This is a genomic window from Blautia massiliensis (ex Durand et al. 2017), assembly GCF_051861785.1.
In the GTDB taxonomy this organism is placed as follows: domain Bacteria; phylum Bacillota; class Clostridia; order Lachnospirales; family Lachnospiraceae; genus Blautia_A; species Blautia_A luti_A.
Window position 1 is genome coordinate 2,667,613 of record NZ_CP146725.1, and the last position, 22,662, is coordinate 2,690,274.

At 47.1% G+C, this 22,662-nt stretch carries 18 protein-coding genes; 17 read left to right on the top strand and 1 reads right to left on the bottom strand.

All coding sequences use genetic code 11. The features are described from left to right. Positions 1 to 3: 3 nt before the first annotated feature. From rlmN to lgt, 8 genes are all read left to right on the top strand, one after another. Complete coding sequence (rlmN, locus tag V9W66_RS12590) at positions 4 to 1,044, top strand: 23S rRNA (adenine(2503)-C(2))-methyltransferase RlmN (RefSeq protein WP_118368809.1); 1,041 nt, start codon at positions 4 to 6, stop codon at positions 1,042 to 1,044. Position 1,045: 1 nt separating this feature from the next. Continuing rightward, entirely contained in the window at positions 1,046 to 1,792 is a 747-nt protein-coding gene (locus tag V9W66_RS12595; protein WP_021651617.1) for a Stp1/IreP family PP2C-type Ser/Thr phosphatase, read from the top strand. Next, positions 1,786 to 4,029 (top strand): Stk1 family PASTA domain-containing Ser/Thr kinase, encoded by a 2,244-nt coding sequence (gene pknB, locus V9W66_RS12600; protein WP_144093738.1) that lies wholly within the window; start codon positions 1,786 to 1,788, stop codon positions 4,027 to 4,029. The genes V9W66_RS12595 and pknB overlap by 7 nt, the downstream gene beginning before the upstream one ends. A 2-nt stretch (positions 4,030 to 4,031) precedes the next feature. Next, a complete protein-coding gene (rsgA, locus tag V9W66_RS12605) occupies positions 4,032 to 4,910 on the top strand; it encodes a ribosome small subunit-dependent GTPase A (protein ID WP_144093739.1) in 879 nt (292 codons plus the stop codon). A gap of 3 nt (positions 4,911 to 4,913) precedes the next feature. Next, positions 4,914 to 5,588 (top strand): ribulose-phosphate 3-epimerase, encoded by a 675-nt coding sequence (rpe, locus tag V9W66_RS12610; RefSeq protein ID WP_015526113.1) that lies wholly within the window; start codon positions 4,914 to 4,916, stop codon positions 5,586 to 5,588. Positions 5,589 to 5,590: 2 nt separating this feature from the next. Then, positions 5,591 to 6,265, top strand: coding sequence for a thiamine diphosphokinase (locus V9W66_RS12615; protein ID WP_144093740.1), 675 nt, complete (start codon positions 5,591 to 5,593; stop codon positions 6,263 to 6,265). A 145-nt stretch (positions 6,266 to 6,410) separates the two neighbouring features. Further along, positions 6,411 to 7,508 carry a redox-regulated ATPase YchF gene (gene ychF / locus V9W66_RS12620; RefSeq protein ID WP_022426886.1) on the top strand — a complete coding sequence of 366 codons (1,098 nt, stop codon included), beginning with the start codon at positions 6,411 to 6,413 and terminating at the stop codon, positions 7,506 to 7,508. A gap of 56 nt (positions 7,509 to 7,564) precedes the next feature. After that, on the top strand, positions 7,565 to 8,683 hold the full coding sequence (gene lgt / locus V9W66_RS12625) for a prolipoprotein diacylglyceryl transferase (protein WP_144093741.1): 1,119 nt from the start codon (positions 7,565 to 7,567) through the stop codon (positions 8,681 to 8,683). Between the two features lie 194 nt (positions 8,684 to 8,877). On the opposite strand, the gene V9W66_RS12630 is transcribed toward lgt, so the two are convergent. Next, the gene (locus tag V9W66_RS12630) at positions 8,878 to 9,684 is read right to left on the bottom strand and encodes a helix-turn-helix domain-containing protein (RefSeq protein WP_144093742.1); all 807 of its coding nucleotides are present in this window, start codon (positions 9,682 to 9,684) and stop codon (positions 8,878 to 8,880) included. A 139-nt stretch (positions 9,685 to 9,823) separates the two neighbouring features. On the opposite strand from V9W66_RS12630, the gene V9W66_RS12635 reads away from it, so the two are divergent. The 9 genes from V9W66_RS12635 (at position 9,824) to V9W66_RS12675 (ending at position 22,645) form a co-directional block, all read left to right on the top strand. Continuing rightward, positions 9,824 to 12,868 carry a glycoside hydrolase family 2 TIM barrel-domain containing protein gene (locus tag V9W66_RS12635; RefSeq protein WP_144093743.1) on the top strand — a complete coding sequence of 1,015 codons (3,045 nt, stop codon included), beginning with the start codon at positions 9,824 to 9,826 and terminating at the stop codon, positions 12,866 to 12,868. Positions 12,869 to 13,171: 303 nt separating this feature from the next. Beyond that, positions 13,172 to 13,603, top strand: coding sequence for a division/cell wall cluster transcriptional repressor MraZ (gene mraZ, locus V9W66_RS12640; RefSeq protein ID WP_021651636.1), 432 nt, complete (start codon positions 13,172 to 13,174; stop codon positions 13,601 to 13,603). A 35-nt stretch (positions 13,604 to 13,638) separates the two neighbouring features. Next, the gene (gene rsmH / locus V9W66_RS12645; protein WP_015526106.1) at positions 13,639 to 14,574 is read left to right on the top strand and encodes a 16S rRNA (cytosine(1402)-N(4))-methyltransferase RsmH; all 936 of its coding nucleotides are present in this window, start codon (positions 13,639 to 13,641) and stop codon (positions 14,572 to 14,574) included. A 22-nt stretch (positions 14,575 to 14,596) separates the two neighbouring features. Further along, on the top strand, positions 14,597 to 15,166 hold the full coding sequence (locus V9W66_RS12650; RefSeq protein ID WP_144093744.1) for a hypothetical protein: 570 nt from the start codon (positions 14,597 to 14,599) through the stop codon (positions 15,164 to 15,166). A 30-nt stretch (positions 15,167 to 15,196) separates the two neighbouring features. Further along, entirely contained in the window at positions 15,197 to 17,266 is a 2,070-nt protein-coding gene (locus tag V9W66_RS12655; RefSeq protein ID WP_243121649.1) for a peptidoglycan D,D-transpeptidase FtsI family protein, read from the top strand. Between the two features lie 67 nt (positions 17,267 to 17,333). Continuing rightward, positions 17,334 to 19,100 (top strand): peptidoglycan D,D-transpeptidase FtsI family protein, encoded by a 1,767-nt coding sequence (locus tag V9W66_RS12660; protein ID WP_186290035.1) that lies wholly within the window; start codon positions 17,334 to 17,336, stop codon positions 19,098 to 19,100. 63 nt (positions 19,101 to 19,163) lie between these two features. Beyond that, positions 19,164 to 20,120 (top strand): phospho-N-acetylmuramoyl-pentapeptide-transferase, encoded by a 957-nt coding sequence (mraY, locus tag V9W66_RS12665; RefSeq protein WP_015526100.1) that lies wholly within the window; start codon positions 19,164 to 19,166, stop codon positions 20,118 to 20,120. 14 nt (positions 20,121 to 20,134) lie between these two features. Further along, complete coding sequence (murD, locus tag V9W66_RS12670) at positions 20,135 to 21,490, top strand: UDP-N-acetylmuramoyl-L-alanine--D-glutamate ligase (protein ID WP_144093745.1); 1,356 nt, start codon at positions 20,135 to 20,137, stop codon at positions 21,488 to 21,490. Between the two features lie 54 nt (positions 21,491 to 21,544). Further along, on the top strand, positions 21,545 to 22,645 hold the full coding sequence (locus V9W66_RS12675) for an FtsW/RodA/SpoVE family cell cycle protein (protein ID WP_144093746.1): 1,101 nt from the start codon (positions 21,545 to 21,547) through the stop codon (positions 22,643 to 22,645). Positions 22,646 to 22,662 lie beyond the last annotated feature (17 nt).

Sequence of the window (22,662 nt, forward strand, 5' to 3'; positions counted from 1 at the left end):
AAAATGACAGATGTAAAATCCATGACCATGGAGGAATTGAAGGAATTCATGACAAAGATCGGTGAAAAGCCTTTCCGGGCGAAACAGATCTATGCATGGCTTCACCAGCAGCTGGTTACCTCCTGGGATGAAATGACAAATCTTTCCAAAAGCCTCAGGGAAAAGCTTTCGGCTTATCCGATCACAGCACTGACCCAGGCAGATGTAAGGATCTCAAAAATTGACGGAACCAGAAAATATCTGTTCCGGCTGGAAGATGGAAATGTGATCGAGAGTGTTCTCATGCGGTATCACCACGGAAATTCTGTGTGCATTTCTTCTCAGGTAGGCTGCCGTATGGGATGCAGATTCTGTGCATCTACCATCGGAGGACTGACCAGATGCCTGAAGCCGTCCGAGATGCTGGATCAGATTTACCGTATCCAGGCAGATACCGGTGAACGTGTGGCCAATGTAGTTGTGATGGGAACCGGTGAGCCGATGGATAATTATGACAATCTTGTCCGTTTTGTCCGGATCCTTACCGACGAAAACGGTCTTGGGATCAGTCAGAGAAATGTGACGGTTTCTACCTGCGGGATCGTGCCGAAGATGTATGATCTGGCTGAAGAAAAGCTTCAGATCACTCTGGCACTTTCCCTTCATGCTCCAAATGATGAAAAACGACAGGAACTGATGCCGATCGCGAATAAGTATTCCATGGATGAGGTTCTGGATGCCTGCAGAAATTATTTTGACAAAACAGGCCGAAGGATCACCTTTGAGTACAGTCTTGTAGCCGGCGTCAACGACAGTGAAGAAGATGCGAGACAGCTGGCAGGCCGTATAAAAGGCATCAATTGCCATGTAAATCTGATTCCGGTCAATCCCATCAAGGAACGCTCCTATGTGAGGTCTACTCGACAGGCTGTGGAGAATTTCAAAATAAAACTTGAAAAATACGGAATTAATGTTACTATTAGAAGGGAAATGGGCAGCGATATCGACGGTGCCTGTGGACAGCTAAGAAAAAGTTACATGGAAAAAACAGAAAGCGAGAAGTGACATGAGGATATACTCAGCTACTGATGTAGGGCAGAAGCGGAAGATGAATCAGGATTACGTGTTTGCATCTGAAGGTCCGGTTGGAAATCTGCCTAATCTTTTCACAGTCGCGGACGGAATGGGCGGCCATAACGCCGGTGACTATGCATCCTCACATGCAGTACGGATCCTTGTGGATGAAATCCGTGAAGATGCGGATTACAATCCTGTGAAGGTTATTCGTCATGCGATCGAAGCTGCGAACACGGAGATCAGAAACCGTGCGCAGGAAGACGAAAACCTCCGGGGCATGGGAACCACTATGGTGGTGGCGACTATTGTAGATCAGTATGCCTATGTAGCCAATGTGGGTGACAGCCGTTTATATGTGATCCAGGACGGGATCCGCCAGGTCACCAGAGATCATTCCCTGGTACAGGAAATGGTGAGAATGGGCGAGATCAGCGAAGCGGAAGCACGGAATCATCCAGATAAGAACATCATTACAAGGGCACTTGGCGCAGAGAAAACGGTGGATGTGGATTTCTTTGATCTGAAACTTGAAAAAGGATGTACGATCCTGATGTGTTCAGACGGTCTCAGCAATATGGTTGAAGATGAGAAGATCCAGGAGATCATATCCGATCCGGAAGCAGATATTGATCAGAAGGGCAGTGCGCTCCTTCGGGAAGCAAATCAGAATGGTGGTAAGGATAATATTGCAGTCGTACTGGTAGAGCCATTCACGAATGAGGTGGAAGCATGTTGAAGACGGGAATGATCATAGCCGAGCGCTATGAGATCGTAGGAAAAATCGGAACTGGCGGAATGGCAGATGTCTATAAGGCTATGGACCATAAGCTGAACCGTTTTGTTGCCGTGAAGGTCCTGAAACCGGAGTTTCGGGAAGACACCACGTTTATAAAGAAATTCAGAAGTGAGGCCCAGGCGGCAGCTGGTCTTACACATCCGAATATCGTCAATGTATTTGACGTAGGAGATGACGGCGGTGTTTATTACATTGTTATGGAACTGATCGAGGGTATCACTCTGAAGGAATACATCTCCAAGAAGGGAAAGCTTTCCATTAAAGAGGCTACAAGTATCGCAATCCAGGTTTCTATGGGTCTGGAGGCGGCACACAACCATGGTATCGTTCACAGAGATGTGAAACCTCAGAATATCATTATCTCCACAGATGGTAAAGTAAAGGTGACAGACTTTGGAATTGCCAGAGCTGCATCTTCCAATACGATCAGCTCCAATGTAATGGGATCTGTACATTACAGCTCACCTGAGCAGGTGAGAGGCGGATACAGCGATGAGAAGAGCGATATCTATTCTCTTGGAATCACACTGTATGAGATGGTCACAGGAAGAGTTCCTTTTGACGGAGATACCACTGTGGCGATCGCTATCAAGCATCTGCAGGAAGAGATGGTTCCGCCAAGTGTTTATACACCGGACCTTCCGTACAGTCTGGAGCAGATCATTCTGAAATGTACACAGAAAAGTGTAGATCGTCGTTACAGCCGTATGGAGGATGTGATCGCAGACCTGAAGCATTCTCTGATCGATCCCCAGGGCGATTTTGTAAAGCTTACTACAGTTGACAACGATGCCAAGACGGTTGTGATCTCAGAAGAAGAGCTTGGTGAGATCAAACATACACCGAAGCAGATCGCAAAACCGGAGATCACCGCACTTGAGGAAGAAAAATACGATGATAACGATTACGATGATGCAGAGGAAGAATACAGACCGAGATCTGAGCATAGATCCGGAAAGAAAAAGAAGCATCATGGTTCCGGAAGAGGCCTGACTATTGCGGCACTGATCGGCGGGGCAGCCCTTCTGATCGTTCTTGTGGTAGTGCTTGGACGTGCCGCAGGACTGTTTGGAACCGGCAGCAGCGGAGCGGCAGACAGCAGCAAGGCAGAGGCGAAGCAGAAATCAGCAGCTGACGGTCTGGTAACCGTTCCTGATCTTGTAGGCAAGACAGAGGAAGAGGCTAAAACACTTGCAAACGATGCACATCTGGGTGTCCAGATGGCCGGTGAGGAGGCATCCGATCAGGAAAAAGGCAGGATTTCCCGTCAGCAGACAGCTGCGGGAACACAGGTTGAAGCCAACACAACTGTGAAATACTGGGTAAGCACCGGAACAGCACAGGTTACGATCCCGGATCTGGATGGACGTACAGGAATCGATGCACAGCAGACTCTGGAAGATCTTGGACTTCAGGTAAATGTCCAGAAAGAATACAGCGACACAGATGACAACGGATATGCACTGGTAGATCCGGGATATGTTTACAATGTCGAGCCGGCAGCAGGTACTTCTGTGCAGGCAGGCTCTTCTGTGACACTGACAGTCAGCCGGGGGGTTGATTATGGTGATAATGCTGAGGTCCCGAGTGTTGTGGGAATGACCAAGGATGATGCACTTACTACTTTAGGTAAATTTATTGATATCCAGATAACAGAACAGCAGAGTACAGAAGCTGCAGGTACAGTTATCGCACAGGATCCGGAAGCCTATGCGGCAGCGGACCCGGATCAGCCGATCAGCATTACCATCAGCTCCGGTGACAAGGCTCCATCCACAGACAGCGCAGCATCTGCAGATAGTACAGCATCTACAGACAGTACAGCATCTACAGACAGTACAGCATCCACAGACAGTACAGCATCTGCGGACAGCACAGTATCTACAACTACATCTACAGCAGATGTCAATGCAAACACAGGCTGGAAATGTACACAGACACTGGATACCCCGTCCGGCTACAATGGAGGCGCGATCCGTCTGGAACTGATCCAGGACGTAAACGGTGAGCCTAAGGCATCCACCATCATTGACGGACAGAATATCAGTTTCCCGTATCAGCTTGATATCTCAGGTGCTGAGGGCGTTACATCAGGAACTATCTATCTCTATGAAGAGATGAACGGAGATTATCAGCAGCTTGGAACCTACACGGTTACATTCAAGAAAGCTGAGTGATCATGCAGGGAAAGATAATCAAAGGTATTGCCGGATTCTATTACGTATATGCAGAAGACGGTAATACATATGAATGCAGAGCCAAGGGAATTTTCCGTAAGGATAAATTCAAGCCTCTGGTAGGTGACAATGTGGACATTACAGTTCTGGATGAAAAGGAACTGGAGGGAAGTGTGACGGAGATCCACAAGCGGAAGAATTCTCTGATCCGTCCGGCTGTGGCCAATGTAGATCAGGCACTGGTGATATTTGCCATGGATAATCCGAAGCCGAACTTCATGCTTCTGGATCGTTTCCTCATTATGATGGAGAGGAAAGGTGTTCCGGCAGTCATCTGTTTTAACAAAAAAGATCTGGCAACAACAGAAGAGCTGGAATTTCTCTATGAAACATACCAGAGCTGCGGCTATCAGGTGATCCTGTCAAGTGCCCTGAAGAGAGAAGGACTCGACGAGATCGAAGAAGTGCTTCAGGGCAGGACAACTGTGGTTGCCGGCCCATCCGGCGTGGGAAAATCTTCTCTTACAAATTCCCTTCAGGAAGAAGTGGAGATGGAAACCGGTGAGATCAGCCGTAAGCTGAAACGGGGAAAACATACCACGCGCCATGCACAGATCATACCGGTGGCACAGAATACATTCCTTGTGGATACGCCGGGATTTTCCTCCTTATATATTGAAAATATGGAGGAGCAGGAACTGAAGGATTACTTTCCGGAGTTCCGAAGATATGAAGGACAGTGCCGCTTTCAGGGGTGCCGTCACATACATGAACCGGGCTGCGCTGTTAAGGAAGCCCTTGAGAACAATGAGATCAGCAGACTCCGATATGAAGATTATCTGGAGCTGCACCAGGAATTAAAAGAGAAAAGGAGATACTGAGTCATGGAATACCGATTGTGCCCGTCGATCTTATCAGCAGATTTTAACAGACTGGGAGAACAGATCAAAATTCTGGAAAAGGAAGGCGTTGAATATCTGCATATTGATGTTATGGATGGAGATTTTGTTCCCAGCATTTCTTTTGGAATGCCGGTGATCAAATCGATCCGGAAAGAATCCAACATGTTTTTCGACGTACATTTGATGGTAACAGAACCGGAAAGATATATCCGCGATTTTGTAGAATGTGGAGCAGATTCCATTACTGTACATGCGGAGGCATGTGAGGATCTGGAGCGTACACTGGAGCAGATCAGGGCAGCAGGGGTAAAGGCGGCAGTTTCGATCAAGCCATCCACACCGGTAAATGACATCAGCCATCTTCTTGAAGATGTGGATATGGTGCTGATAATGACTGTTCAGCCAGGATTTGGCGGACAGAAATACATGGACGAATGCACGGAGAAGATCCAGGAGCTTCGTGAGCTTATTGATGAAGAAGAGCTGGATGTTGATATCCAGGTAGATGGTGGTATCAATGATGATACACTGGAGACGGTTATGCGTGCCGGTGCAAACCTCATGGTCGCAGGTTCCTGGGTATTTAAGGGCGATGTGGCAGCCAATGTAAGACACATTACAGAAAAAATCCACAATATCAAAAAAGAGCTGGACTGAAAATGATCGATACAATAATAATCAGCGGGGGCAATATCCAGAATGGTTTTGCCCTCGATTTTTTAAAAAAAAGAATAGAAGAAAGCCGGGGAGAGAAAATCACTCTTGTTGCTGCAGATAAGGGGATGGAATGGTTTATGAAAAACCGGGAATTTATTCCGGATCTTGCAATTGGGGATTTTGACAGTCTTTCCGAAGAAGGCCAAAAATATATGGAAAGCCTGAAGGGACCGGAGATCATCAGGCTGAAGCCAGAGAAGGATGATTCGGATACACAGTCTGCGGTAAACCAGATGATCCGCAAGGGTGCAAAGGATATCCTGATCCTGGGAGCTACCGGCACAAGGCTGGATCATGTGCTGGCGAATCTGGGACTGCTTTCCATGGGTAAGGAACAGGGCGTTCGTATTGCGATCGCAGATCAGTGGAATTATATCACACTTGCAGAAAGCGGAACCATACTGCACAGAGAGGAGCAGTTTGGAAAATATGTTTCATTCTTTACTGTGGGAGGTGATGTGACAGGCCTCACTCTGAGGGGATTTAAGTATCCGCTGAACGGATATCATCTGACAGTAGAAGACAGTGGCCTGACCGCCAGCAATGAGATTTCGGAAGAAACCGCAGAGATCCTGTATGAAAGCGGGCAGCTTCTGATGATCATGTCCAGGGACTGACAGTAACAATAAATGCCTCACAGTTGCGATTTCAGGCTGTGTATGGTAATATGGGACAGGAATGGCCTGAAAAACGGAAAGGCCTGTTTAAAGAGTATCTGAAAAATACTGTAAATAAATATATCGAAAGGAAGTATATAGAGAGATGAAATTAGGAATCGTAGGTCTTCCTAACGTAGGAAAAAGTACATTATTCAATTCACTGACAAAAGCCGGAGCAGAATCCGCAAACTATCCGTTCTGTACTATCGACCCCAATGTGGGTGTTGTAACCGTTCCGGATGAGAGACTGAATCTTCTCGGAGATTTTTATAAATCAAAAAAAGTAACACCGGCAGTGATCGAATTCGTCGATATTGCAGGTCTTGTAAAAGGCGCATCTAAGGGAGAGGGACTTGGAAACCAGTTCCTTGCAAATATCCGTGAGGTAGATGCTATCGTTCACGTGGTACGTTGCTTTGAGGATTCCAATGTTGTTCATGTAGATGGAAGCATTGATCCGCTCCGCGATATCGAGACTATTAATCTGGAGCTTGTTTTCTCTGATCTTGAGATCCTCGAGAGAAGAATTGCCAAGGTTACCAAGACTGCACGTATGGATAAGGAAGCTGCCAAAGAGCTTACATTCCTTGAAAAAGTAAAGGCGCATCTGGAAGAGGGACAGCTTGCCATTACTCTGGAAACAGAGAACGAAGATGAGGATGCATGGCTTGCAACCTATAATCTTCTTACTGCAAAACCGGTGATCTATGCGGCTAACGTTGCAGAGGATGATATCGCAGATGATGGGGCGAACAATCAGTATGTACAGGCAGTACGTGAATACGCTGCCAAACAGAACAGCGAGGTATTTGTGATCTGTGCGCAGATCGAGGAGGAGATCTCCGAGCTGGATGAGGATGAGAGAAAGATGTTCCTTGAGGATCTGGGACTGACAGAATCCGGCCTTGAGAAGCTGGTGCGCGCAAGCTATCACCTTCTTGGACTTATGAGTTTCCTGACAGCAGGAGAGGATGAGACAAGAGCATGGACCATCAAGATCGGAACCAAGGCACCGCAGGCAGCAGGTAAGATCCACACAGACTTTGAACGTGGATTTATCAAAGCAGAGGTTGTGAATTATCAGGATCTTCTGGATTGCGGTTCCTATGCAGGTGCCAGAGAGAAGGGCCTTGTACGTATGGAAGGAAAAGAGTACGTTGTACAGGACGGAGATGTGATCTTATTCAGATTTAACGTGTGATCACCAACGTCTGTGAAATACCGGCTGTAAGCTAAAAAATTATAACAGGTGATTTTATGGATATGTCAATTCGGTTTCCCGGATTAAATCTGGTTTTGGATCATGTGCCGAGATCCTTTGAGATCTTTGGCTTTGAGATCACGATCTATGGCGTCCTGATCGCGATAGGAATGCTTCTGGGAATCTTTTTTGTGGTACTGGAAGCCAGAAGAAATCATGAAGATCCGGATGCATATCTGGATCTGGCCATCATAACGCTGCTTTCCGGTGTGGCAGGGGCAAGGCTGCTTTATGCGGCTTTTTCCTGGAGCCTTTATAAAAATGATCCGGGACAGCTTCTGAATATACGGTCCGGAGGACTTATGTTTTATGGCGGACTTCTGGGCGGTGTGCTGGGTGGTGCGGTCTACTGCAGGATCCGAAAGAAATCCTTCTGGCAGATGGCAGATCTTGCCTGCATGGGACTTCTGATCGGGCAGATAATAGGAAAGTGGGGAAGCTTTTTTAACAGAGAATCTTTCGGGGAATATGCAGACAACATTTTTTCCATGCAGCTGCCGCTGACTGCGGTACGGGCAGGAGAGGTCACCACGGCTATGCGTGAAAAGCTTCAAACTGTGGACGGTGGTACCTGGATTTTGGTACAGCCCTTGTTTTTCTACGAAAGTCTCTGGTGTCTGCTTGTGCTTTTGGTGCTTATGATGCTGCTTCGCAAAAAAGTATTTCAGGGAGAGATCTTTCTGAGATATCTGGCAGGCTATGGTCTTGGAAGAGCAGTGATCCAGTGGTTCCGCACAGATAAAATACTGTTTCCGGGAACCGGCGTGGATGTTTCACTGGTGATCTCGGTAATACTTTTTGTTCTTTGTACCGTGGTAGTTGCAGTGAAACGCGTGATGTCCAGAAAGCGGGCAAAAGTACGGATGAGAAGGATCGAGAAAGATCAGCAGGCAGAGAAAGAAGCGGAACAGCAACGGGAAAATGTAGCAGAGAATCTGGAAACAGAGACTGTACAGGGAGAAAAAAATGGATCAGAACGAGATACAGAAGAAAGAGGAAGCTCTTCGGAAAGCGTCACTTTTGCAGCAGCTGCAGGAGGAACGGAAGAAGCTGGACAGCCAGATCAGGAGCAGGAGCGATCTTCTGAAGAATCTGGAGGCCAGCCAAAGAGTTGACCGTATTCTGGAATTATATTACGGAAACTGAGATCAAACAGATATAGGATACAGATGCTTTTGTCTGATGGGTCAGAATATAGGACAGGATACCGGCATTTGGCTGATAAGAGCAGCAGAAAACTGCCCTGCAGGAAAACGTCTTCTACGACGTTTCCGGCAGGGCAGTTTTTGTGCTGTGCAGTAGGAATATATCAGTACATCTTTCGGAAATCCAGAGGAGTTGTGCCTGTGACTTTACGGAACATGGCGATAAAGTGGCTGGCATCGGAAAATCCGGAAGCGCCGGCAACATCCTGGATCTTCATATCCGGTCTGGAAAGCAGAAGCTCCCGGGCGCGGCTGATGCGGTACATGGTAACGTACTCGTAAACCGAGCAGCCCATAAAACGGCGGAACAGACGGGAAAGATACTGCGGAGAGACAAAAACGCTCCGGCTCAGCTGCACTGCAGTGATATCCTGCTGATAACCGGTTTCGATTTCTTTTATTACCGGGATCACATATCTCTGATAGAGAGGATTATCCTGTATCTTCGGAGAAGCTGCACAGTCTGTAAAATTCATAAGAAAATTATAGCAGTCGGAAGAAAGAGATTTCATATCCGGTGTGGGATGATGATATTTACGCAAGGTAGAAGAAATCATTTTCCGGATACTGGCCCCCTGTTCCTTTTCGATAAGGATCACTTCCTGGTTGTCTGTCATGGAAGGAATGCTGCCTGCCAGTGCTCCTGTGAAGGTGGCAAACATCGTGGTCCAGGAAGTAGACTCCCTGTGATAGGAATGAGGGACCCCGGGGGCAATGAGGATGCCTTCGTTGGCTCCGAGAGTATAAAATTTTCCACGGACTTCAATGCGTCCGGTACCCTTTTCAGTCTGGAGGTAATGATAATACGGATATCCGTCCGGACGGAAGATATTAACCTGATTCCAGTGGTTCCCAAGAGATTCAAACATGAAGGGAGCACTGACCGGAGTGTTTCTGAAATAGATCGACATGATATTCACCTGTTTCTAAATGTTATATATTTTGGCGAAACATATTATACCATAATCCGGTGGATTATACTATAATGATCATAGCATAAAAACGAAGGATCCGGCAGAAAAAACAGAATCTGCCGGTCAGGAGGAAAAAATGAAAAAATTTGATCATTCTCTGTTAAAAGATCCCCGGTATTTCAGCGACGGAAGAATGGATGCCCACTCAGATCATACATATTATCGCTGTGAGGAAGAGAGAGAAGATGGGAAAACTTCTTTCCGTCACAGTCTGAATGGTCTCTGGAAGTTCCATTATGCACGGAATTATGCATCTGCTATCCCAGGCTTTGAGGAAGAAGCATATTCCTGTAAGGACTGGGCGGACATTTATGTGCCGGCACATATCCAGATGGAAGGATATGATGCACCGCAGTATGCCAATGTCCAGTATCCGTGGGAAGGCCATGAAGAACTTCATCCGGGACAGATCCCGGAACGTTTTAACCCGGTGGCAAGCTATGTGAGATATTTCCATGTGCCGGAGAGCATGAAAGGAAAAAGAGTATTTGTTTCATTCCAGGGAGCAGAGAGCGGCCTGGCTCTGTGGCTCAATGGAAAATTTGTGGGATACAGTGAAGATTCTTTTACTCCGTCAGAATTCGAGCTTACGGAATATCTGAAGGACGGCGAGAACAAGCTGGCGGCACAGGTGTTTAAATGGACAGCCAGCAGCTGGTGCGAGGATCAGGATTTTTACCGTTTTTCCGGAATTTACAGAGATGTTTATCTGTTTACGGTACCGGATGTCCATGTATATGATCTCAGGATCCGTGCCATTCCGGATGAAACGCTCAAAAAAGCCGAGCTTGAGATCGTGACCAGTACCTGGGGAAAAGGAAAAATGAAGCTTACACTTTCCGGAAAGGGAGAGATCCTTTTGCAGGAGGAAAAATCTCTGAACGGAGAGGATACCTGTACCTGGGAGATTCAGGATCCCCTTCTCTGGAGTGCAGAAGAGCCGAATCTCTATGATCTGGAGCTGGAGATCAGTGATGAAAGCGGAAAGCTCCAGGAGATCATCCCGGAGAAAGTCGGTTTCCGCCGTTTTGAAATGAAGGATGGTATCATGACCCTTAACGGAAAACGTATCGTATTCAAGGGTGTGAACCGCCATGAGTTCAGCTCTGTCACAGGAAGACATGTATCCCGGGAGGAACTGCTCAAAGACATCGTGATCATGAAACAGAACAACATCAATGCGATCCGTACCTGTCATTATCCGGATGCATCTCCGATCTACCGTCTCTGTGATGAATATGGTATTTACATGATCGCAGAAAACAATCTGGAGTCTCACGGAACCTGGGATATAGCAGAATTTACCGGAGATCACACGGATATCGTTCCGCACAACAAACCGGAATGGCTGGGCATGATGCTGGACCGTGTAAATTCCATGTATCAGCGTGACAAGAACCACCCGGCGATCCTGATCTGGTCCTGTGGAAATGAATCCTTTGGTGGAAAAGATATCTTTGAGATGTCTGAGTTCTACCACAAGAATGATCCTACAAGACTGGTACATTATGAGGGGGTTTTCCATGACCGCAGCTACAATGCCACCAGTGACATGGAAAGCCAGATGTATCCTTCCGTAGAAGCGATCCGGGAGTTCCTTGCAAAGGATGACAGCAAGCCGTTTATTTGCTGTGAGTATACCCATGCAATGGGAAATTCCTGCGGTGCAATGCATAAATATACAGATCTTACAGATACAGAACCGAAATATCAGGGTGGCTTTATCTGGGATTACATTGATCAGTCTATTTACAAAAAAGACCGTTACGGTAAAGAATTCCAGGCATACGGAGGAGACTTCGGTGAACGTCCTACAGATTACAATTTCAGTGGAAACGGTATCGCATACGGCGGAGACAGAGATGCTTCACCAAAGATGCAGGAGGTAAAATTCAACTACCAGAATATCACTGCGCAGGTAAGTGAGGATTCTGTTAAGATCATCAACAAAAATCTTTTTGTAAATACGGACACATTCCGATGTGAAGTGACTCTTGCAAAGAACGGTCATGTTCTCCGCACAGAGACACTGGATACAGCGGTGGAGCCTTTAAGCCAGCAGACCTACAGACTTCCATTTGGAAAACAGCAGCGCCCGGGCGAATATACGGTAACCGTAGCCTTCCTTCTCAGAGAAAAAACACTTTGGGCAGAGGCAGGACATGAGGTTGCTTTCGGCCAGTATGTTTATCAGGTGGAAGGAACACCGGAAGCTCCTGCGTGTGGCGTGGAGCTTGTGAGAAGCCTTCATAACATCGGTGTCCGCGGGGAAAATTTTGAAGTGCTGTTTTCCGTTCTCAATGGTGGTCTGGTTTCGTATAAATATGCAGGAAGAGAAATGATCGAAGCGATTCCGAAGCCCAACTTCTGGAGAGCACCTACAGATAATGATTGCGGAAGTCTGATGCAGATGCGCTATGCACAGTGGAAGATCGCCAGCATGTACGCAAGTCATAAGGATTACCGAAAAGGCATGTATGGTCCGGCCAATGCTCCGGAGACAACGGTTCACGAAAACAGCGTGGAGGTTGCTTTTACCTACATCCTGCCAACTACACCTGCCAGTGAATGCCGTCTTGCCTATGAGGTAACCGGAAATGGAAGAGTAAAGACAACGCTGACCTATGATCCTGTAAAAGAGCTGGGCGATATGCCGGAGTTCGGAGTACTCTTTAAATTCAATGCGGATTATGATCATGTTCAGTGGTACGGCCTGGGACCGGCAGAGACTTATGCAGACCGGAAGCATGGCGCAAAGCTAGGCATTTATGAGAATCTCGTGACAGACAATATGGCACGCTATCTTGTGCCGCAGGAATGCGGAAACAAAGAGGAAGTACGCTGGGCAAAGATCACAGACAGAAAGGGCAGAGGAATGCTCTTTGAGATGGATAAAGAAAACGGCCCGATGATGTTCTCGGCACTTCCATATACTCCTCATGAAATGGAAAATGCCATGCATCCCTATGAGCTTCCGGCAATCCATTATACCGTTGTCCGTGCCGCAAAGGCGCAGATGGGTGTTGGAGGAGATGACAGCTGGGGTGCCCGCCCCCATCCGGAATACCTTCTGGATACCAATGGAAAGATGAAATTTTCCTTTGCGTTCAAAGGTCTTTAAAATGTCATAAAATAACAGAACATAAAGTCAGAAAAAAGCTTCCGGCGACTGTCCGGAAGCTTTTTCATTTCATAATAATGCACAGAAAATAAACAGGTTGAAAAAAAACCTGTGGATATTTCATGAAATGAAAAAAAACTTGGATATGCACTTGTTTTTTCATGGTAAATAGTTTAGAATGATTACATAAGTGGTAGAAAGTGGTGAATAGTGGTAGCGAATGGGGATGAGTGGCAGAACACACCATTTGCACCCTGGAAGCACGAAGGGGAGAATCGTGTTTCACGAGAGTAGGTGGGTTTCATGTTCATGGGCGAGTATAATCATACGATCGACGCGAAGGGGCGTCTGATCATCCCTTCCAGGTTCAGGGAACTCTTAGGGGAAGAGTTCGTACTGACAAGAGGGTTGGATGGTTGCCTTTCTATTTATCCGATGGATGAATGGGTTGCTTTTGAAGAGAAACTCCGAGCATTACCACTTACAAATAAAGACGCAAGAACCTTTTCACGTTTCTTTGTAGCCGGAGCTACAACATGTCAGCTGGATAAGCAGGGAAGAATCCTGGTGCCGCAGACGCTGCGCCAGTTCGCTGGTCTGGATAAGGATGTGGTGCTTACGGGTAATCTGAACCGGATCGAGGTTTGGAGCAAAGAGAAGTGGAGCGAGAACTGCAATTATGATGATATGGACAGCATTGCGGAAAGCATGCAGAACATAGGAATCGTCATTTGAGCATAACGCAGGTAGAAATCCCACAGGAGACGGATATGGAATTTAAGCATAAATCTGTATTACTCAATGAGACCATTGACGGCTTAAGGGTAAAGCCGGATGGAATCTATGTGGATGGCACTTTAGGAGGAGCGGGACACGCCACAGAGGTGTGTAAGAAACTTTCTGCCAAGGGGAGATTTATTGGCATAGATCAAGACCAGGATGCGATAATTGCTGCGAGTGAACGGCTGTCAGCCTTTAATCAGGTGACAATCATTCGCAGCAATTATTGTTACATGGCAGATGAGCTGAGATCCCGTGGCATTGAGAAGGTGGACGGGATCCTGCTGGATTTGGGAGTGTCATCTTATCAGCTGGATAATGAAGAGAGAGGTTTTTCCTATCGGTACGATTCTCCTCTGGACATGCGAATGGACAGAAGACAGAGCCGTACAGCCGGTGATATAGTCAACGGTTATGAGGAACGGGAGCTGTATCGGATTATCCGCGATTACGGCGAAGATAAATTTGCAAAAAATATAGCGAAACACATTGTGGCTGCCAGAGAGCAGGCACCGATCCGGACAACCGGAGAACTGACAGAGATCATACGGGGGGCGATCCCCATGAAAATACAGGCTACAGGAGGACATCCGGCCAAGAGGACTTTTCAGGCAATACGTATTGAGCTCAACCGGGAGCTTGACGTGCTCCGGGATTCCCTGGACGGCATGATCGATCTCCTGGATGACGGAGGAAGGATCTGTATCATTACATTCCATTCTCTGGAAGACAGGATCGTTAAGACCATTTTCCGAAAAAATGAAAATCCCTGTACCTGCCCGCCGGATTTTCCGGTCTGCGTATGCGGAAAGAAATCCAAGGGTAAGGTGATCACAAGGAAACCGATCTTACCGGGAAAAGAGGAAATGGAAGAGAATCCGAGATCCAAAAGTGCGAAGCTTCGTATTTTTGAACGGAAAATGTAGTTGAGAGATGGAAGGTAGGCAAATGGCGAAGACAGGAAGAGGGACTACAGCCAGAAGAAATCGAAATACCGTCAGGAACAGCAGAGAAATGTATGTTCAGGGAAATGCGGTAAAACGGCTGCAGGAGGTTCCTCAGAGGACTGATCTGCCCGAGATACAGGAAAGGCGACGGCTGGCTCAGAAAAGAAAACAGAAATCCGCAGTACCTATGACACCGGCAAAACAGGTGGTAAGCAGACAGGCACAGCGGAACCGGGAAAAGGCAATGGCCATGAACAAGGGGTTCGTTCTGTTTCTTACGGCAGTTTCCATCGCGGTACTTTTTACCTGTATCAATTATCTTCAGGTAAAATCCAAAATCACGGCGAGTATGAAAAATGTTGCAAATCTGGAATCTGAGCTTGCACAGCTGAAAGAAGATAACGATGCATATTACAGTCAGGTCACTTCTGCAGTGGATATCAGCGAGATCAAGAAAAAAGCTATCGGCGAGCTTGGAATGAAATATCCTTCGGAGGATCAGATACAGACCTATACCACGGAAGGAAACAGTTATGTGAGACAGTATCAGGATGTGGACACACACAAGTAACAGAAGTACAGTTTTTAAGCAGGTGATCGATTGAGTACAAGAAGGCGCAGGCCGGTAAAAAAAATAAATTACAGTATGAAGAAAAAGCTGGCAGTACTATTTTCCTTAGTGTTGCTGGCTTTAGTCGGTTTGGTGGCAAGAATTACCTATATCAATGCCACCAGCGGAAGCAAATATCGAAAGCAGGTGCTGAGTCAGGCTCAGCAGAAATATGAAAATCAGACACTTCCGGCAAAAAGAGGAGATATCTATGACCGGAACGGGAATATCCTGGCAACCAGCAACAAGGTCTATAATGTGATCCTTGACTGTCTGGAGGTCAATAAGGATCAGGATTTCGTGGAGCCTACCATAAAGGCTCTTGTGGAAGTCCTGGGATTGGATGAAGATGAGATGCGGAAGCTTCTCACCGACAGCAGTACAAAAAAAAGTCAGTATCAGATCGTAAAGAAACAGATCTCCATGGACGACAAAAAAGCTTTCGAAAAATACGAAGATCCGGGAGACGACAGTGAACTGACTGCCACGCAGCTGAAAGAACGTTCCAGGATCACAGGTGTATGGTTTGAGGAAGATTATCTCAGATCTTATCCGTTCAATGAGACTGCCTGTGATACCATTGGATTTACACTTTCCAGAGATGTGGCGGATGCCGGACTGGAAGGATATTACAATGCGACACTTACCGGTGTGGATGGAAGACAGTACGGATACATCAACAACAATTCCGACGTAGAACAGACGATCATCGAACCGACGGATGGCAAAAGCATTGAAACCTCGCTGGATCTGGGACTTCAGCAGATCGTGGAAAAATACGTAAATACCTTTGAAGAAAAGATGGGAGCCAAAAATGTAGGCGTGATCATCGAGGATCCGAAAACAGGAGAGATCCTGGCAATGGACGGCGGTGACCGTTATGACCTGAATAACCCGAGAGATCTTTCAAATGTGTATTCCCAGAGTGAGATCGCTGCCATGAACGATGAGGAAACCGTGAAAGCGCTGAACGGAATGTGGAGTAATTTCTGCGTGACAGATGCCTACGAGCCTGGATCGGTTGTAAAGCCTATCGTTATGGGCTCCGCACTTGAAATGGGAGCGATTTCCGAGAGCGATAATTTTGTCTGTGACGGCGGACAGTCTTTTGGAGCGGAAGGTGCGACTACTTTTATCAAATGTGCGGTATGGCCGGATGCTCACGGGACAGAAGCTCTTTCCGATGTCATTGCCAATTCCTGCAACGATGGTATGATGCAGATCGCAGCAAAGATGGGAAAAGATAATTTTCTTAAGACACAGAGCGTTTTCAATTTCGGAACAAGAACCGGTATCGATCTTCCCAATGAGGGAAGCGGTGTGATCCATACCAGCGATACCATGGGAGAAACGGAGCTTGCATGCTCTGCTTTCGGACAGGGCTATACACTGACCATGATACAGGAGATCAATGCAATGTGTTCTGTGATCAATGGAGGATACTACTATCAGCCTTATCTGGTGACGAAGATCAAGGACAGCAGCGGCGGAATCGTAAAAACGATCTCTCCGACACTGATGAAGCAGACGATTTCCGAGAAGATATCTGCAGATATCCGCTCCTACATGGCTGCCAGCGTAGACCATGGTACCAGCCGTACCTCCAAGGTGCAGGGCTACAGCTCCGGTGGTAAAACCGGTACTGCCGAGAAGCTTCCGCGAGGCAATGGCAAGTATCTGGTATCCTTTATCGGATTTGCACCGGTAGATGATCCGGCGCTTGTGATCTATGTAGTTGTGGATGAGCCTAAGGTAGATGATCAGGCAAGCAGTACGTACGCACAGTACATTGCACAGGGAATCCTTTCCGAAGCACTTCCGTATCTGAATGTACAGCCGGATGAGGCAGAGGATGGAGAAGTTCCGACTACAGAGCTGTGGGAACTTTTTAATGGAATCAGCGATTCTGCAACAGGAACCGGCGCGGACGGGCAGAAGGAGGCAATTTCCGATGAGAATGTACCAAGTCCGCCGGAAGATGAGTCGGAGGACAGTGATACCGAAGATAATAACGATATGCAGAGCGAAGGTCTTACCAACGAGGAGGCCGGTCTGGAATAGATAAAAAGAATACCCTCTCAGAGGAACGTCATATATTACAGTGACGACCTCTGAGAGGGATTTTTTTATGATCCGGACCATGGTTTATCACAGGAAAAAAATATGGATGGTGTTTCTGATCTGCATAATGCTTCTTCTGGGACTTGTGGGAAGACTCTGGTATCTTATGAACGTTCGGGCAGAATATTATTCAAAAAAGGCGGAGGATCTTCATGAGAGGGAACGTGACATAAAAGCAGCCAGGGGAAAGATCCTGGACATCAGGGGAAATATTCTGGCAGATAACCGGACAGTCTGCACAGTATCGGTGATACACAGCCAGATCAAAGATCCTGAAAAAGTGATCCGTGTACTGTCCGGAGCATTGTCTGTAAAAGAAGAGGAAATCCGAAAAAAAGTTGAAAAAATTTCTTCTATTGAAAGAATACAGACAAACGTGGAAAAAAGCATTGGAGACAGGATCCGGGAATATGACCTTGAGGGAGTGAAGGTAGATGAGGATTATCGGAGATATTATCCTTATGGATCTCTCGCTTCAAAAGTACTGGGATTTACCGGAGGCGATAATCAGGGGATCATTGGTCTTGAAGTGAAATACGATGAGATCCTGAAAGGAGAGCCCGGAAAGATCCTCACAGTTACAGATGCACGTGGTGTGGAGATCGATGGAACCGGAGAACGGAGGAAGGAACCGGTGTCAGGAAATACTCTGCGTACCAGTCTGGATGTTAATATCCAGGAATATGTGCAGCAGGCAGCCGGTAAAGTCATGGAAGAAAAACAGGCGGAGAGAGTTTCCATACTGCTTATGAACCCTCAGAACGGAGAAATCTATGCCTGTGTCAATGTACCTGAATTTGATCTGAACGATCCGTTTACTCTGAATACAGAAGAAACAGCAGCAGAGGGAGAAAAGAAGCAGGATCTTCTGAACCGGATGTGGAGAAACCCCTGCCTGAATGATACCTATGAACCTGGCTCGACTTTTAAGATCATCACTATGGCAGCAGGGCTGGAGGAAGGAGTGGTGTCAACAGAGGATCGTTTTTTCTGTCCGGGCTATAAGATGGTGGAGGACCGGCGGATCCACTGTGCAAAGAGAACAGGACATGGTGCGCAGAGCTTTGTAGAAGGTGCCCAGAACTCCTGCAACCCGGTATTTATTGAAGTGGGGCTGAGGCTTGGAGCAGACCGTTATTACAAATATTTTAAACAGTTCGGACTTTTGAAAAAAACAGGAATAGATCTTCCGGGAGAGGCAGGAACGATCATGCATAACCCCAAAAATATGGGAGAGGTGGAGCTTGCCACGGTATCCTTTGGCCAGTCGTTTCAGATTACACCGATCCAGCTTGCAACAACCGTCAGTGGGATCATCAATGGCGGAAACCGGATCACACCTCATTTTGGGATCAGCGTGGAAAGTGCGGACGGAACAAAGGTGCGGACACTGGAATATCCGGTGGAAAGCGGGATCGTGTCCGGTGAGACTTCCCGGACAGTACGTACGATCCTGGAAACTGTAGTTTCAGAAGGCTCCGGAAAAAATGCCGGGATCCAGGGGGTTTCCATTGGGGGAAAAACAGCGACCTCTCAGACACTGCCCAGAGGCTCCGGCAGATATATTTCTTCATTCCTGGGGTTTGCCCCGGCAGAGGCTCCGAAGGTCCTGGCTCTTTGTATCATCTATGCACCCCAGGGTATGTATTATGGTGGGATCATTGCCGCACCGGTGGTACGCAGTATTTTTGAAAATGTACTTCCCTATCTTGGGATCGAGAGGACAGTTACGGAAACTCCATCCGGGGAAAACCGGGCAGATGGGGTTGATTAATGAGGATAAAAGCCTTATACTGTTGAAGAAGTATAAAAAAACGAAAGAATTAGAGGTGTGAGGATGGAGTTTCATGTTGTGATCCCTGTGCTGATCTCATTTGCGATCAGCCTTGTATTAGGACCGATTGTTATCCCTTTTTTAAGAAGACTTAAAATGGGACAGACAGAGAGAGAGCTGGGTGTGCAGTCCCACCTGAAAAAGAACGGTACCCCTACTATGGGTGGGGTGATCTTTCTCATTGCAACAACTGTAACATCACTGTTTTATATCAGAGATTATCCGATGATCATCCCGGTACTTTTCCTGACACTGGGATTTGGACTGATCGGATTTCTGGATGATTATCTGAAGGTAGTTCTGAAGCGTTCTGACGGACTTCTGCCATGGCAGAAAATGGCACTGCAGATCGTTGTGACAGCTGTATTTGCTTTTTATCTTGTAAATTATTCCAACGTATCCCTGACTATGAAGATCCCGTTCTGGAGCGGACATTATCTGAACCTGGGATGGTTTGCGGTTCCGGTACTGTTCTTTGCGGTGATCGGTACAGTAAACGGAGTCAATTTTACGGATGGACTTGACGGACTGGCTTCCAGTGTCACCCTGATCGTGGCAGTATTCTTTACGGTGGTTTCCCTTGGAATGAACAGTGGTGTGGAACCGATCACCTGTGCAGTTGTGGGCAGTCTGATGGGATTCCTTCTGTTTAATGTATATCCTGCCAAGGTATTTATGGGAGACACCGGTTCTCTGGCATTGGGTGGCTTTGTGGCTGGTGTGGCTTATGCCATGCAGATGCCGCTGTTTATCATCCTGGTCGGACTGATCTACCTTGTGGAGGTATTGTCTGTTATGCTCCAGGTATCCTATTTCAAGGCAACACACGGAAAAAGAATTTTCAAGATGGCGCCTATCCACCATCATTTTGAGCTTTGTGGGTGGTCCGAGACACGAGTTGTTGCAGTGTTCTCTGTTGTAACTGCTATTATGTGCCTGATCGCTCTCCTGGCATTATAAGGAGGAACAGAAAAATGGATTTAAAAGGAAAAAAAGTTCTCGTTTTCGGAGCCGGAAAAAGCGGCATTGGAGCAGCTGATCTGCTTGGAAGTGCAGGAGCACAGCCGGTGATCTATGACGGAAACGCAGATCTTGATAAAGAGGCAGTTTTACATAAAACAAACGGAAAATACACCCCGGAGATCTGGGCCGGAGATTTTCCGGAGAGAGCGCTGGACAGTCTTGATCTTATAGTGCTAAGTCCGGGAGTTCCCACAGACCTGCCGCTGGTAAAGAGCTTCTATGAAAAGGGCCTTCCGGTATGGAGCGAGGTGGAGCTTGCCTACCGTACAGGCAAGGGAGAGGTTCTTGCGATCACAGGAACCAACGGTAAGACAACAACAACAGCACTTCTCGGAAAGATCATGGGAGATGCCCGTGAATCTGTATTTGTTGTAGGAAATATCGGAACTGCATATACATCCAAATCATTGGAGATGAGGGAGGATTCCGTAACTGTTGCGGAGATCAGCAGCTTTCAGCTGGAGACTATTGACCAGTTCCGCCCGAAGGTAAGTGCGATCCTCAACATCACAGAGGACCATCTGAACCGTCATCATACCATGGAGGAATACATCCGTGTAAAAGAGCTGATCACCAAAAATCAGGGACCGGAAGATGTATGTGTTCTGAATTACGAGGATGAGGTCCTTCGTAAATTCGGTGAAAATATCGTTCCGAAGGTGGTATATTTCTCAAGTCTTCGCAAACTGGATCGGGGAATCTATCTGGACGGAGACCAGATCATTCTCAAAACAGAAAAAGAAGAGATACCGATCGTAAAAACCGAAGAGCTTAAGATCCTGGGACGTCATAATCACGAGAATGTAATGGCAGCAGCCGCCATGGCATATTATGCAGGCGTTTCTGTGGAGAGTATCCGCAAGAGTGTCTGTGAGTTTGTGGCAGTTCCACACAGGATCGAGTATGTGACAGAGAAAAACGGTGTTGCATATTACAACGATTCCAAGGGAACCAATCCGGATGCGGCCATCAAGGGGATTCAGGCAATGAACCGTCCGACTCTTCTGATCGGCGGTGGCTATGACAAGGAATCCAGCTATGATGAGTGGATAGAATCCTTCGACGGAAAAGTCCGTTATCTTGTTCTCATCGGTCAGACGAAAGAGAAGATCAAAGCAGCAGCAGAACGTCTTGGATTTACAGATATCATCCTCTGCGAGGATCTGAAGGAAGCTGTCCGGGTCTGTGCGGAAAAAGCCAATCCCGGAGATGCAGTTCTGCTTTCACCGGCATGTGCGAGCTGGGGACAGTTTGATAATTATGAGCAGCGCGGTGACATGTTCAAGGAATACGTGAAAGCACTGTAATAATCCGAAAAATACATACATAAGCTGAAATAAAGACCACTGTGGAGGCCATGCATGAAGGCAGGACAGAAACAGACCGGAAAGACAGATACCGTTCTCTGGGTACTGGTTCTGATTCTGGTGGTATTGGGACTTGGGGCGCTTTTTTCGGCAAGTGAATATAATGGCAGAGTACGTTTCCACGACTCTGCCTATTATTTTAAGAAGCAGCTCTTTGCCACGGCACTGGGGCTGCTTGTTATGTATCTGGCATCACGGGTAGATTACCGGCTGTCTGTAAAGCTGGCGCCGGCTGCCTATATTTTTTCGCTTTTTCTGTCTGCTGCAGTCCTGCTTTTCGGACAGGAGATCAATGGATCGAAGAGGTGGCTGAACCTGGGGCCGCTTTCCTTTCAGCCGTCGGAGTTTTCCAAGGTGGCAGTGATATTGTTTCTGGTGTGGCAGATCAGCAATACAAAAAGCAAAACAACCGGATTCTGGTTTATCTGCAGGACTATGATGACTTTGCTTCCGGTAGCAGGTCTGGTGGGCTCCAATAACTTAAGCACAGCGGTGATCATTCTGGGGATCGGTGTGCTGCTGATCTTTGTGGCCAATCCCAGGTATCTGCAGTTTCTCGCACTTGGAGGTGCGGGGATAGGATTTATTGCGGTTTTTCTTGCCGCGGAGAGTTATCGTCTGGAACGCCTGGCAATCTGGCGGAATCCGGAAAAATATGAAAAAGGATTTCAGACCATACAGGGCCTGTATGCAATCGGAAGCGGAGGGATCTTCGGCAAGGGATTCGGGAACAGTCTGCAGAAGCTGGGATTTGTCCCGGAAGCCCAGAATGATATGATATTTTCTGTTGTGTGTGAGGAAACGGGGATACTGGGAGCCTTTCTGACACTTTTTCTGTTTGGTATTCTGATCTGGAGGCTTTGTATTCTGGCATTAAACTGCCGGGATCTGCAGGGAACGCTGCTGTGCGCCGGGATCATGGCACATATGGCGATCCAGGTAGTCCTGAATGTTGCAGTAGTAACGAACACGATTCCCAACACCGGGATCACTCTGCCCTTTGTAAGCTATGGCGGAACTTCTGTTGTTTTTCTTCTGGGGGAAATGGGGCTGGCCTTAAGTGTCAGCAGTCACAGACATGGAAGGATCACATAGAATAACAAGTAAGAGGC